Origin of the sequence: Pedobacter chinensis, from assembly GCF_003339865.1 — a bacterium.
GTDB lineage: Bacteria > Bacteroidota > Bacteroidia > Sphingobacteriales > Sphingobacteriaceae > Pedobacter > Pedobacter chinensis.
This window is the reverse complement of record NZ_QPKV01000003.1, coordinates 24,022-37,506: the sequence shown is the minus strand read 5'-3', so window position 1 is coordinate 37,506 and position 13,485 is coordinate 24,022. Positions and strand designations below refer to the sequence as shown.

General features: G+C 38.4%; 11 protein-coding genes and 1 tRNA gene. 4 read left to right on the top strand and 8 right to left on the bottom strand.

The annotated features are described in order from the left end of the window. Positions 1-25: 25 nt before the first annotated feature. Positions 26-2,134, top strand: coding sequence for a methionine--tRNA ligase (gene metG / locus DU508_RS05535; protein ID WP_199562654.1), 2,109 nt, complete (start codon positions 26-28; stop codon positions 2,132-2,134). A gap of 131 nt (positions 2,135-2,265) precedes the next feature. On the opposite strand, the gene DU508_RS05530 is transcribed toward metG, so the two are convergent. Then, entirely contained in the window at positions 2,266-2,763 is a 498-nt protein-coding gene (locus DU508_RS05530) for a hypothetical protein (protein ID WP_115401860.1), read from the bottom strand. Between the two features lie 406 nt (positions 2,764-3,169). Here DU508_RS05530 and DU508_RS05525 point away from each other — a divergent pair. After that, positions 3,170-3,241: transfer RNA gene (locus DU508_RS05525), tRNA-Arg, on the top strand. 514 nt (positions 3,242-3,755) lie between these two features. Here the strand turns inward: DU508_RS05525 and DU508_RS05520 are convergent. From DU508_RS05520 to DU508_RS05505, 4 genes are all read right to left on the bottom strand, one after another. Beyond that, on the bottom strand, positions 3,756-4,331 hold the full coding sequence (locus DU508_RS05520; RefSeq protein WP_147273594.1) for a hypothetical protein: 576 nt from the start codon (positions 4,329-4,331) through the stop codon (positions 3,756-3,758). 78 nt (positions 4,332-4,409) lie between these two features. Continuing rightward, the gene (locus DU508_RS05515; protein WP_115401858.1) at positions 4,410-5,045 is read right to left on the bottom strand and encodes a hypothetical protein; all 636 of its coding nucleotides are present in this window, start codon (positions 5,043-5,045) and stop codon (positions 4,410-4,412) included. Then, positions 5,008-5,973: an MvdC/MvdD family ATP grasp protein gene (locus DU508_RS05510; protein WP_115401857.1), complete on the bottom strand. Its 966-nt coding sequence runs from the start codon at positions 5,971-5,973 to the stop codon at positions 5,008-5,010. Before DU508_RS05510 ends, DU508_RS05515 begins: the two co-directional genes overlap by 38 nt. Next, positions 5,945-6,274 (bottom strand): hypothetical protein, encoded by a 330-nt coding sequence (locus tag DU508_RS05505; protein ID WP_115401856.1) that lies wholly within the window; start codon positions 6,272-6,274, stop codon positions 5,945-5,947. The genes DU508_RS05510 and DU508_RS05505 overlap by 29 nt, the downstream gene beginning before the upstream one ends. Before the next feature lie 173 nt (positions 6,275-6,447). Here DU508_RS05505 and DU508_RS05500 point away from each other — a divergent pair, with 173 nt between their 5' ends. Together DU508_RS05500 and DU508_RS05495 are read left to right on the top strand one after the other, a co-directional pair. Next, complete coding sequence (locus tag DU508_RS05500; protein WP_147273593.1) at positions 6,448-7,386, top strand: hypothetical protein; 939 nt, start codon at positions 6,448-6,450, stop codon at positions 7,384-7,386. A gap of 112 nt (positions 7,387-7,498) precedes the next feature. Continuing rightward, complete coding sequence (locus tag DU508_RS05495) at positions 7,499-10,465, top strand: hypothetical protein (RefSeq protein ID WP_115401854.1); 2,967 nt, start codon at positions 7,499-7,501, stop codon at positions 10,463-10,465. A gap of 69 nt (positions 10,466-10,534) precedes the next feature. On the opposite strand, the gene DU508_RS05490 is transcribed toward DU508_RS05495, so the two are convergent. From DU508_RS05490 to DU508_RS05480, 3 genes are all read right to left on the bottom strand, one after another. Then, a complete protein-coding gene (locus tag DU508_RS05490) occupies positions 10,535-11,410 on the bottom strand; it encodes a hypothetical protein (protein WP_115401853.1) in 876 nt (291 codons plus the stop codon). A gap of 12 nt (positions 11,411-11,422) precedes the next feature. Next, positions 11,423-12,232, bottom strand: a complete 810-nt coding sequence (locus DU508_RS05485) for a hypothetical protein (protein WP_115401852.1) — start codon at positions 12,230-12,232, stop codon at positions 11,423-11,425. A 776-nt stretch (positions 12,233-13,008) separates the two neighbouring features. Further along, positions 13,009-13,485 (bottom strand): type II toxin-antitoxin system death-on-curing family toxin, encoded by a 477-nt coding sequence (locus tag DU508_RS05480; RefSeq protein WP_115401851.1) that lies wholly within the window; start codon positions 13,483-13,485, stop codon positions 13,009-13,011.

The following is a 13,485-nucleotide window of genomic DNA, read 5'->3' as shown; positions in this document are numbered from 1 at the left end:
CTTTGCCAAATTAATAAAAATTGTTTTGGATAATCGTAAAATAAAAAGATATACCGTAACCGCAGCACTTCCATATACCAATGGACCGGTACATATTGGGCACCTGGCTGGAGTTTACATCCCGGCTGATATTTATGCCCGTTACCTGAGATCGAACAAAAGAGATGTGAAGTTTATTTGTGGATCTGATGAAAACGGTGTGCCTATTACTCTAAAGGCCAAACGTGAAGGGATTACACCTCAGGAAGTGGTAGATAAATACCATAAAATCATTGGTGATTCTTTCAAAGAATTTGGAGTATCATTTGATATTTATCATCGTACCTCATCTCAAACCCACCATCAAACTGCATCAGAATTCTTTAAAACACTTTATGATAAAGGGGTTTTTACCGAAGAAGTTACGGAACAATATTACGATCCAACCGCAAAACAATTTTTAGCAGACCGTTACATTACCGGTACCTGCCCAAAATGTGGCAATGAAAATGCCTATGGTGATCAGTGTGAGAATTGTGGTTCTACTTTGAATGCCACCGATCTGATTAATCCAAAATCGACCCTTTCTGGCGATAAACCGATTTTAAAAGAAACCAAGAACTGGTTTTTACCATTAGATCAATATGAAGAGCGCTTAAGAGCCTATATTGAAAGCCATAAAGAATGGCGTCCGAATGTTTACGGCCAATGCCAAAGCTGGTTGAATGCGGGTTTGCAACCTCGTGCCATGACACGGGATTTAGATTGGGGTGTTCGTGTACCGCTTCGTGATGCTGAAGGTAAGGTATTGTATGTTTGGTTCGATGCACCAATTGGTTATATCTCTGCCACCAAAGAACTTTGCAATTATGCCAAGCTTGATGTTTGGAACCCAAAAGCAGAAGAGTATTACATTAGTGCTTATGAAAATGATAAGTGTGGCTGGGAAGAATATTGGAAAAGTGACGAAACGAAATTGGTGCATTTTATTGGCAAAGACAATATCGTGTTTCACTGTATCATCTTCCCTGCCATGTTAATGGCACATGGTGAATATACCCTGGCCGATAACGTTCCTGCAAATGAGTTTTTGAATTTAGAAGGGCAGAAAATTTCAACCTCGAAAAACTGGGCTGTTTGGTTAAATGAATATTTACGCGAATTTGAGGGTAAACAAGATGTTTTACGTTATGTGCTCACAGCCACCGCTCCTGAAACAAAAGATAATGATTTTACCTGGAAAGATTTTCAGGCAAGAAATAACAACGAATTGGTTGCTATTCTTGGCAATTTTGTAAACCGTGTGGTCGTGCTTACGCATAAATATTTTAATGGTTCGGTACCAACCTGCATGGACATCACAGCTGTAGATCAGGCCGTAATTGATGAATTGGCAGGCTATCCGGCAAAAATATCAGCTTCTATCGAGAATTATCGTTTTCGAGAAGCTTTATCTGAAGTGATGAATGTGGCCCGTTTAGGCAATAAATATTTAGCCGAAACAGAACCCTGGAAACTAATTAAAACTGATGAAGACCGTGTACGCACCATTCTGCATATCGCCATTCAGATTGCAGCCAATATTCAAATCTTAATTGAACCTTTTTTACCTTTTACGGCTGAAAAATTATTGAAGATGCTACAAAATGGTGGTCACGATTGGGATGATGCAGGCAGCATCAATTTATTAAAACGCGGACATGAGATCGGAGAAGCTACTTTATTATTTGAAAAAATAGAAGATGCGGAGATCGATTTTCAAATTGAAAAATTAAATCAGAGTAAAGCCAGTAATGCAGCAGATGCTGCAATTGCTACCCCTGCAAAAGATAATATTAATTTTGATGATTTTTCTGCGATGGATATTCGTGTAGCGACGATTGTTGCTGCAGAAAAAGTAGAAAAAACCAAAAAATTATTAAAGCTTACTGTAAATACAGGAATCGATGAAAGAACAGTGGTATCGGGAATCGCCGAATATTACAAACCAGAAGAAATTGTAGGCAAACAAGTAAGTATGATTGTTAACCTCGCTCCTCGCGAAATAAAAGGAATTTTATCACAGGGAATGATTTTAATGGCCGAAAATTCTGAAGGGAAACTGACCTTCGTAGCTCCGGCAGAAAAATTTCAGGAGGGTAGTATAATCCGATAACGGAAATGATGTAGATGTGTTTACTATAATGGTAAAGGCATCTACATCGTTATAACAATCTTCATTACCGGAATATCGATAGCCGCTTCTGTAGGAAAAATGGCCCGGCATCTGGCAAGCACTTCATAAAATCAATTTTTTAATTCAGTTATATCTCGAAAATCCGGGATCGGGACTTTATAATAAGGCGCTCCTTTATCCTGCTCTTTTGGATATTTCTTTATTTGTGCATGCGTCATATATCCAATCAGCCACACGGTATTTGGTTCAACTGAATCATTATATTTCGCAGCAAGATAAATGTCTTTAGGATAAGCATCAACATCATGGATTTTAGGCATGATGTATTGGTAATAAGATTCTGTGGCTGATTTAACTTCTACCCGCTTGCCATCCATCAAAAAATCAAATTCATCTATTTTACCTGAGGTATCAAGCCCTTTGGCGGCTAGGGTAACATGAAAGTCTTTATGGTTACTAAACCAACGTGAAATAACCATTTCGCAAACAATTCCCCGCCAGGCCTTTACACCTTCATATCTCCAACTGCCAGCATCGGTTTTTTCAAATTCGGCAACCTGAGCCTTTGCAGCAATAATGTCTTCGTTTGTGATGGAAATCTCGATCATGGTCAAACTAAATTAATGTGAATATTTTATTCTACCAGATGTTTATCTAATGGTTACACGAGCATAAATGAGAATTTATTTCTGCTAACAGTTTACTGTTTTATTAAATGTAAATAATTATTCTGATTTATTACTAATATCGATTCTTTCTAAGTTGGTATTATACAGTGACTTATCAGTAAAATGTATAACTAAATTGCTTTTGCTTGGAATAATTTTAATAAGAAATAATTTAAAATCTGCATTATTAAAGAAGCCAGAGCAACCTAAAATATCTCCTTTTCAGCTCAAAACTTTTATTATATTTGCACCACCATACCATATTCAATGAGCTTCAAAAATCATTTTGCTTGCTTTGATGGTGTAAGTGGTTTTAATAAGTTGTGCTCATTAATTGAGCTGTAATGGTCCCGTAGTTCAACGGATAGAATAGAAGTTTCCTAAACTTTAGATATGAGTTCGATTCTCGTCGGGACCACTTTATAAGATGCCAAAACGTACAAAACGGCCTTAATGATATCATTGAGGCCGTTTTCATTTTCAGCACATATCTAAAATTTTCCTAGTTTTCTATATTGTTTGTGAGCAATTCAGTGAGTATATAAAAAGTTGAAGATTACTCACTGGAACCCTGCTAAATAATTATTTGCCAGCCTGTTCGGTCATCAAACGGGTGGCGGTATGAATTCTAATAGTTTTTGAATTCGTCTGACGGACGTGAGTGACATAGATCGACATATCTACAGAGTCGACTAGGACGGTTATGTCTGGGCCGTATCGTCTATTTAATGCACGCTACGGTTTCTGCTACAATCTCAGACAATTTGTTAACAGCTTCTGTGTAGTACCTGAGGACACCTTACGAGAAAAAAAGCGTAACCTACCAGCGATTGGACAAATAAAGGGAGAATTCACCCATGGCTCTTGCAGGGCTTTAAGTTGCGTTAAGGTCATATACGTTTTTCTTTCTTTGAGAAAGGCCATTTTAAATACTATTTATCAGGAATTTCATCAAATAAAAACGCACTGCCTTTCGGACAGCCATTCGGAAAAAATACTTCTACGCCACCGCCACACAATCCATAGTCTGGAGTAACAGTGCCAAAAAGAATTGGAGTTCCAACAGGAGGGATAATACGATATCTATAAAATGCTGAAAGCCTATTGGGAAGTGCATAGCGTCCTACTGCTGCCAAACCACTTGGTGTAACTGTCATGTCGGTCAATGTAGTTCCGTAAGTTCCTGCAAGAACGCTTCCATCGCTCAATATCCGTTTGTCATTGTTGAATGCGGATAGCCGTATGAAGACATCGCCTGGTTTCGAATAGTAGGTATAAGGTGGCAAGGCAGCCTCTGGAGACACTGCATATCTAGAATTCGTTGCTATGGAGATATGGTCAATTGAACCTATATAGGAAGGAATTTGCTGTAAATTTTCCAGGCTGAGGAACAGTGGCAGATTATTAAAGTTCTCAAATTCCCATAAATAGGTGGTGTTAACCAAATACAATATCCTTGAAACTTGGTTGTAATAGTGAGGGAAAATCGCAACCTCTTGATAGCCCATTCCAGTTTCGGGCTGATTTAGCGCCTGTCTAAAAACTTCGTAGTCAGCTCGGAATACATGAAAGGGCAACTCCATATTTTATTGTATATAATTAGCAAAGTATTTTAATGTACACTGTATCAGTACGTGCAAAGAAAAAATAGAGATCATAATAATCGCTCTTTTGTAATACTCTTGAGCCATCATCATCATGTCAGCCTTTAAATTGATTGTTGATTGATTGTATTTTTTATTGTTTACAAGGCAACTTACCAAGTGCTTTTGAAAATTAAACTTTGATCCCTTGAAGTTGATTTCCTTTAACCCCAGAACAGAGTAATTACCCCGCTCAAGCGCTTTAACGGCAAACCAGACAGTGCGGACGGCGTAAATGGATAGTATAAATGCTATAAAAACCGAGATCATAACATGGAATCCAAATGTTGAATTAGAAATAACCATAGAGTTTGCTGCCACAACTATTGAAGTAGCCACACTGATGGTGCTGATAAATAATGCCGCCTTAGATTCAATTCCTTTACGACGATCCTCTTCTGCGTCATTGATTTTGTTGACTAATACTAGGAACTGATCCAGATTCTCCTCATCAACTTGCAGTTTAAATGAAGGTGGTTCTATAGCGGTTGGGGAAGGCTTTTCTATTTCTAGTAATGGCCAGAAGAATTCCCTAATATTATTAAGCCGCGTTTTTAATAAGGAGATTAGTGATTTCATCAGATATTTTAAAATTAAGTTGCCTTTCAATCCATGCCCATTGTCCATTGGGGTTGATCTCAAGGAATATGTAGTTATTTTTCTGATCCAGTATAAAATCTATCGCCGCAAAATTTAGGTTTAATTTTTTTGCTAGTTCAAAGCATTTGGCAGTTATTTCTTTGGGAAGCTCATGGACAGAATGCCTCAATGGATGTCCAGCTTTACGCCAATCAACTGATGATTCTTCTTCTTCCTGAGAATGGATCATGGCACAAAAAAGTTTCTCACCAATTAACGTGACCCGTAGATCAGCGTTTTTTGGGATGAGATTTTGGAGGTATACAGGACAGTTCAAAATTCGGGTAACATTGTTTTCATCTAAGTGAAGTTTGCTTGTGAATATCACCCCTTCTTCAGTTTCTCCACTTACCAATCCTGATTTAATCGGTTTGATGATACATGAACTGTTATTTTTTGAAAAAAATGAAAGGGCGCTACTTGGCTGGTTTGATAAAATGGTGTTCGGAATACTGAAACCAATTGCTTTAGCTAGCATCAATTGATATATTTTGTTTTCTGCCGCTCTGATTGCATCAACTGTATTTACCCAGAAGGCATTCCCCAAAATCTTGTATATGGCTTCAAGCGTAAAAGAAAGTTCAGATTTGATGAAGTTTTTCTCTCCAATAGTCACATCTTTTGAATGAACCAAAATTTCCGGACGTCTAAAATAAACAGATTTGATTTGAAGAAGGTCAATTATTATATCTCTTCCTTCGTCATGGATCAAATATTCATTATTAACTATATCAAATGAGAGCCGAATGCTATTGCCTATTTCATCTGTATTTAGCCGATAAAAAGGGACTCCTGAATCCGATAAGTTTTGGACTATGAAATCACTGGTAATATCTCCCTTATTGGTAAGTACCAAAATGTTCGTCATCTCGCTCTTGGGTTTTTAAAGTCTTTGTCTCCATTTCCAAAAGATTAAACCCTTCATCGTCCCGTTCAGTCTTCGTAAATGTCTTGGTCGATAATTCTAATCGAAAATTATCATCATCCTGTTCCTGATTGACTTTAGTCTTAGTTTCAAGTTCGATATCACTATTTCTGGTCTGAATAAATGGTTTACTGACCCCATTTATATCGATCATGTTTAAGGATGTGATTGGATCATACTTATAGGATGCTCGCTCTCCATCATCAATACGAGAAAGCTTATAGTCAAGGATTAATGGTCTCATGCAGTTAAGTTTGGTTATTGTAAATTTAAAGAAAATTATCCTACTAACCTAATGGTGGGCATTGGATGATTAAGGCCTCTTAGCTAGATAAATAGTTGACTGTTATTTTGTTTGATCATTGAAAACATGAAGTCCTTTAATCATTACCTTTATTCAAGTTAATGACGTCCAAGATGCAAAAGCCAACGCCGTATGAAATATTAGAGATCATCAAAAGCAGAATGCCCCATTCTCAAGAGGATTATGACAGCCTCAAAACAACGTTGTACCATGACCTTTTTGTAAAAATACCAGTCATCGTAAACAAAATACCTAAAGGCCATTATTTATTCCGAACAGTCCCGGTATCAAGGATAGATATTTCTGTAGGACGAAAGAAATATCTTAGCTATAGACCAGAATCAATTGATTATCCTTTTTTTAACCGATGCAGCGAACCTCAGCAAAGTCATTTTTACTGCTCCACTGACAGGATGCTATCAATTGTAGAGTGTTCGTATTTTATTTCTGCGGGTGAAGACCCTAATGTAAAATTTACTAAGGAAAGCGAGAGGCTGGAGGTCGGTGTTTGGGAGATTACTCGAGATCTATATGTAGCGGACTTAAGATTTGGATCCTTTGCCCACGCTGACTCAGAAGAACACTTAAGCGAGCTGAAGGCAAGATACGGCCAGTTCGCAAAGGAACAGTATGTCGTCGACTTCTTCGAATTTATTAACCTGTCTTTTGAAACACCTATAAATAAAGTTAGTCACCTAAAATATTGGCTAACGGCCTGTTATAGCAATTTCTTATTCGACGACCAGTTTGCCCCACAGCCTGGATGGGGTAATTTAGAGGAGATAGAATCAAAGAAAATGATGCCTGTAGACGGCATTTTTTATCATAGTGTAAAAGGATTGCAGACTGACCCACCACTATCGGGATATAACATGGTACTAAGGCCTGAACTCGTTGAACAAGAGGATCTGAAACTGATCAAGGCTGCAATCTTTCAGACCAAACAATTTGACGATAAAACGTTCCTGTTGGATGAGCAGGTAATGCAAAACACAAATATAACCGCCAATTCATGGAACTATGTTGATGCTAAAGATATCCCTTTGAAATAAATGCGAAGGAAAACTTTGATATTCATGCAAAATTAGACCAAATGAAATTATGTGCTTTTTGTTTTATATACTGAGTATATTTATAAGTTTGCGTATTTAAGTTTTTCTGCTCATGAATTTAAACGATCTTCAGCAATACATCAGGTATACCATTGAACAGCTATCCTCTACAAATGGATCAGCTGAATTTGAAAGGATCTGCCTGTATTATGCCAGATTAAGGATTCACCGGAATATACTTCCGGCAACCGGGCCGGTGCAGGCGGGTGGTGATCAGGGCAGGGACTTTGAGACTTTCCACACTTACCTGGCTCAAAGTGAAATCAGCCATTCCAGTTTTCTAGCGGCGGATTCCACAGGCTCTGTTGCATTTGCCTGTTCCCTTCAGAAAGACCCAACTAAGAAGAACGGAAAAATTGCGAGCGATGTGCGTGTCATTACCGGCAGTGGGGTTAAGGTGGAAAGGGTTTATTTTTTCAGTAGTCAAGATATCCCGGTCGCGGCACGCCATAAGGTGCAGGATTATGTCAAGAAAGAATTTGCCATCCGTCTGGAGATCATCGATGCCCAGGCACTTGCCTTACAACTGTGTGATCCGGATCTTTTTTGGATTGCATCGCAGTTTCTAAAGGTACCTTCAGAGTTTTTCCCGGAACGCAGCCAGGAGAACTGGTATGAAAAGCTGAAGAAGGAGTATCAGGAACGCAAAAGCCCGATGACTACCTTCCAGGAATTTGAAGAGGTTAAAAGCGCTATCCGACATATCTATAAAAAGGAGACGTTGAAAAGTGATCTGACTTTCTGGTTCTCAAAGCTGGATGAGGTCATTTCCAATCCTTCTTTGTCTTCTCAGTTGGTCAGAAAGGCGATCTATGAGAAATTCGTCGCCTCCTTGGTCGGCCTTGACTTTGTAGAGGGGCAAGAAGAAAATATAGAAAAGTATTTCAGTGATTTCGAAAACCACCTGGCTACACCGGATTTAGAAGATGCACAGATTTTACTTTCCTTCTGCAATAACTCTGTTCCGTTTGGCCGCCATAAATTGTCAACGGATTTTCTGAATCAGGTAACTGATAGAATGGACAGCTTACTGTGCTTGCTGATTAGCAAGGCTCACCATCCGGACAATAAAGCAATGCTAATCGAGATCCGGGCCAACTTTACGCTCCATGACAGAAGATTTGGGAAAGATATGGTCAAAAACTACAGCGATTTTATTGACGGCTTGGATGAATTATTGGAATGTCTGGAGGAAACACATTTTTTTCCGATCAGTAAGTTGAGTGACCGTTTAAACGAATATATCCGTATTTTTTTACCCCTCCCCGTTCCTATTGAAGATCTCGAAGAAATTACAGCTGATGTGGATGATGTATATTTGAAAAAGGGTGGGATGGCTGTTGCAGGTGGAAAATTAAGGGATCGGGCGATGATCTATCTGAAATCTGGTGATTATGTGAAGGCCCTTAAACTTCTTCATGAACTAAAACTTAAATGGTTCAATAAGGACACAGAAGAGGGAATGATCGCGACCTGCTTGTCGTTGTCAGGCGTTTATCATCAGACGGGGCTGCTGCTTGCAGCGAAATACTATGCATTGGTAGCTGCTTATATGGCATACAAGACCAGGAATACGTCGATTACAGATAAAGTAGCCTTAGGTATTGCTATGGCGCTTGACTGTGATTACCAGCGAGGTTCCTGGTTGTCTTACCTGCGATTGGTGCCGATGCTTTTAGGCACCCATAATATGGTTACCAAGGATTTTGACCTTTATGAGAATGGAGACAGTAAACGACTCCTGTTTTATCCTGCAACTATTTTCGAGTGTTCCAGAAGATATATTCCCCAGGCTATGCCAATCTTGGAAGAGACAATCCAAAATGTTTTTGGATTAAAAAGTCATATTCAGGATTGTCGGGATCATCTGAAAGAAAACCTTGATGATGCGAAACTCAGAGAAAAACTGGACAAAAGTTTAACAGGTTCACCTTTTAGTGACCTGGGCGTTTATCATGAAGTTTTATTTAATGCCTGTGGCTGCGATTGGTATTTTACTTTTCGAAATGATTTTGCCACCACTGCGATTGCTGAAGAATTTATCAGTACGTTTCAAATTTTGCTTGCAGAGCTCTCGGCAAGTGATCTGCATCTTTTACTCGGAAGGGCCCGAATTCACCTGGAACGTGTTCAGTCAGGAAAGTACGATATTCAAGAGGTGGAAATTGAAGAGGAAATGGCCATGCTGGTTAAATTGTCTTCCTTCTCGGGAAAGACTTCTGCTGACAGACACCGGTATATCTTTGACCAGATTGTATTTGCTCAGGGCTTGTTGTATCAGCGTTCGATGCTGAACAAAAAGAATTATGAACCGCTGATCGCGCCACTTTTGAAAGATCAGGATGTTGTTTCCAAGGTAAGCTTTGGCCAATCCTATGAAACCATATATGGGGAATTTTATGACCATAACTGGTATGAACCAAACCGGATGGTAGGGGTTTGGACTCCTTTTGATGCCAGCGCGAAAGACATGGAGGAAAATGCCAATTTCCCCGCCCGAAGAGGGATTTCTTCACTTTATGATCCTGTTGATGCGCAGGAAAGAATTCAAATCAGAATTGAAAAATTGAAACTAGTACTTTCAGTTTCCTTGCCGATATTAACAACTCAGCGATGGTTTATGGAGATGATCAATGAACTACGCGCCGACGGTTGGTTAGACTGGCAGATTTTGCATGCGCTGGGGCATGCGGTAGTCAATCATAAGGTTCAGCACCACAAAAACTTCAATTCCAAAAGAACAGACGAATTGCGTAAGCGCCATTTGGAACTGTTTAATAAAGACGAAAGCGAATGGTATCAAGAAATCAATCGAAATGTTTTAACGCTTAAACAGCTGAGGATTGAATTGGAAAATATGGTTCCATTGGCCGTTTTGCATGCTTTTGGCCTGGAGAGTAAATCCTGGCGTCCGGAAATGCAGCTTATCAGAGATTTTTTAAGAGACCGGTTCCAATTTTTTGAAGACGGGAAGGACGTTAGCTTGTTCCCCGATTCAGGGGAAGGTATAAAGATATAGACGGCATGCACGAGCTTATTGAGTTAAATATTTCGGGTTTATTGATATTACCTGCTGTAAACCGCCGAATTATTCCTTTTTCTGCTGATCACCGTTTAAAAAAGAGACGAAATCTGGCATGCACACGCCAATCAATGTGATGAATTCAAAAGGAAATTTTTCATCCTTGATAAAAAAGCAGTTCAGTATCTGTTCACCCAGGTGGTGTATATCCATAAAAAGAACTGAGGTGATTTTATGCAGATACGGAAATAGTGGATAATCAGGCACGCCAAGGTTTAATAGATCTGGAAGCAAACTTTCCTCTCGGTTATACATGTGCTTGTTGATCCTGATATGTGCAATCCCGGAAGATAGGGTAATGACCGGTTCCTTCCCATCATGGATAATTGCATCCCGAATGATTTTTACTGTCTCAAGCGATGTTTCCATTGACAGTATCTGTTTTACCATCGGCGCTGAAAATATTTCAGTTGCCCTTTCTTCATTGTTTTTTAGGAATGTGATCAGTTTATTCAGTGAGTCCTGACTGACATTCCTTAATGGGAGATGTTGGTGATCAACCACCGTTCTTGCAAAAACGGCCATCTGATCATAAATCGAGCGGACATTAGTCATGTAATGCTCTACCAGATTACCCAGATACAATGTTTTTAGCCCGGATTCTACATGACTTTGGTCTTGAGCCAGAACATGCTTCATCTGATGATAGCTGATACTTAAATTATGAATGTCGTTTTGAAACGCGTCGTTGGCTACCCGAACTTCTCCATATTTCTTTTTAATCTCGTTGGGATAATCGGTTTTGAATTCGCCAGTATTTTCAAAATTTTGTCTCACCCAACTTTCCATAGCACATAAAAGATAGGATCCCAGGCAGGTCGGGTCGTCATAATACATTTCCCTAGTAGCCATGCATGTTCCCTTAATAAATAAACTCTCCATAATCTCGTCTGATCAAATGTGACCAGCAACGGTAATGATTTTGAAATCATGAGTAGTCTGCAATAAGATTGGTCGATCTGCCCCCGGGTTGTCCAAGCCAAGTAAGAAAGCAAAAGAATGATTTTTTCCAATGCTCTCCTTAAAAGCTTTCAATTGCTTCTTATCATATTGTAATTCCGGTACCGTAATGTGAAAATCTTCAACTGCATCAATAAAACTTATGTTGATAGTGCCTGCATCTATAAGCTTTAAAAAAGTTGTTTTTATAGACGCGATATCATTTAGGTTATTGTAAGCAGTTATGGCCTGTCTCTTATTAAACACTAAAATCACCATTTCAGGTTCATCTTCACGTGTACTGGGCCAAAACTCAACCCTTGTTGCCTTGGAAAATGCTTTCTCAATTCCCTCTTCCAGTGAAATTGATTTCATCTGATCGTCAATTGGGAGAATATCAGGATTGTAGATATACTGTCGACCTTTCTCATTTATAATATTTTGCCAAACACCATTACTTATGAAAGCAGGATCGCCATTTCCCAGCCAGGATATTGGCGCATAAGATTCCGGGGTTATTGTTGAATCATAACGTATTCCAAATTCAGAGTTCAGAAAATTCAGGGTGAATGAATAGCGCCGAGTTTCATCATTTATGGTTGCAACAAATTCATAGGGATGAACACTTAAGTATTCCTCAATAAATTTGTTTCCGGTTTCCATCGTTTCGAAAATTAGGATGATCAGAACCGCATCATCGTTGTTAATCTTTACAACTACAATATCTTTCCATTTAAATTTTGATAATCCTGCTTTATCTAACATAATGTTATTTTAACTTCGTAAACTTAGGTAATTATTAGCTCAATTTTAATAAGGTTGTTTTTGCTCTTTCATCGATAATTAATTTTTGCCGTAGTACCAGTTAAATCAAGTACTTGAATATTTTCATTCTAAGTTCGGTCTACGATTCTACGTAAATCAGATAGAAATGTTTCGTTTTTTGCATATTTCTAGCCATTTACAACGCACTAGGAAGTTGATAGTTATCGCCTTGTTATTTCGTTATCTCGTTAGTATTTGAGTTTTAAAAAATCTGCCATTTTCAGGGAAATGTAAGTAACGTAATTACTTTTTTGTAGCGGTTCGACATTTAGCAATTCTATTCCATTGTTTCAGCAGCTACTTTAGTTCTTTATGGCTGAAAGTTTTCTTTGTTCTGGCTGCTGGGAGGGACGTTTTACAAAATTAGTGCTCCTCCGCAGGTAGTTTGTTAAAGTATCCTCTGTCAAAACGAAACAGATACATTGGTCTCTGCCAGATGATATCGAGGCTGTAATCACAACAATACCTTTTTGAACCCATGCCCGTGTGAATGTACCTTAAGGTATTGTTGTTAAGCTCTTTAGTTCCACTTTTTTGTAGTCTCGACGGGAACCGAATCCCGTCTATAACTTGTTGATTTTCAAATAATTTGTCGGTATGTAATTCAGTGACTCACCGAATTACTCACTTTCTTTTTTAGTTCTGGCTGCAAGCTATTCAAAAGTAAAGAAAACTAGTTACATAATCAATATTTAAGTCGATGAATGCTAGTTAATTTATAGCCCGTCGTCAGGTAAATCTGCCAGTTCATTTTTTGGGAGTTGATTTGATAATGCAGTTGCAATTTCCATTTTTAGCTCTTCATTATGATCATCCTCATATATGATTGATGTTACAATTTTATGAAGCAGTTCTGATGATATAAAATTAGCGGCAACGTATACTGCATAATTTTCCATTTCTCTAATGAATTTATTTATGCAATAACCCAATCCATTTATTTCCAGAAAATAACTAGTAAGCACAATGGAAGATCGCTTATTTCCATCAGTAAATGAGTGATTCTTAATGATTGAAAAACAAAGGTGCGTAGCTTTATCTTCAATCTCCGGATAATAAAAATCATTTTTCATTAGTTCCAACACACTTTCGATTAATCCAAGATCTTTGTATCCGTGCAAACCACCACTTTTTTCGATTATAAAATCATGTTCTTTTACCGCATGATTGAGGTCAAAATAAAGTAAATCCAT

What these genes read in the sequence shown, in the direction of transcription:
- DU508_RS05530 (WP_115401860.1), bottom strand. Translation starts at nt 2,763, where the DNA reads ATGATCGAGATTTCCATCACAAACGAAGACATTATTGCTGCAAAGGCT.
- DU508_RS05520 (WP_147273594.1), bottom strand. Translation starts at nt 4,331, where the DNA reads ATGGGCTATCAAGAGGTTGCGATTTTCCCTCACTATTACAACCAAGTT.
- DU508_RS05515 (WP_115401858.1), bottom strand. Translation starts at nt 5,045, where the DNA reads ATGAAATCACTAATCTCCTTATTAAAAACGCGGCTTAATAATATTAGG.
- DU508_RS05510 (WP_115401857.1), bottom strand. Translation starts at nt 5,973, where the DNA reads ATGACGAACATTTTGGTACTTACCAATAAGGGAGATATTACCAGTGAT.
- DU508_RS05505 (WP_115401856.1), bottom strand. Translation starts at nt 6,274, where the DNA reads ATGAGACCATTAATCCTTGACTATAAGCTTTCTCGTATTGATGATGGA.
- DU508_RS05500 (WP_147273593.1), top strand. Translation starts at nt 6,448, where the DNA reads ATGCAAAAGCCAACGCCGTATGAAATATTAGAGATCATCAAAAGCAGA.
- DU508_RS05495 (WP_115401854.1), top strand. Translation starts at nt 7,499, where the DNA reads ATGAATTTAAACGATCTTCAGCAATACATCAGGTATACCATTGAACAG.
- DU508_RS05490 (WP_115401853.1), bottom strand. Translation starts at nt 11,410, where the DNA reads ATGGAGAGTTTATTTATTAAGGGAACATGCATGGCTACTAGGGAAATG.
- DU508_RS05485 (WP_115401852.1), bottom strand. Translation starts at nt 12,232, where the DNA reads ATGTTAGATAAAGCAGGATTATCAAAATTTAAATGGAAAGATATTGTA.
- DU508_RS05480 (WP_115401851.1), bottom strand. Translation starts at nt 13,485, where the DNA reads ATGGATTTACTTTATTTTGACCTCAATCATGCGGTAAAAGAACATGAT.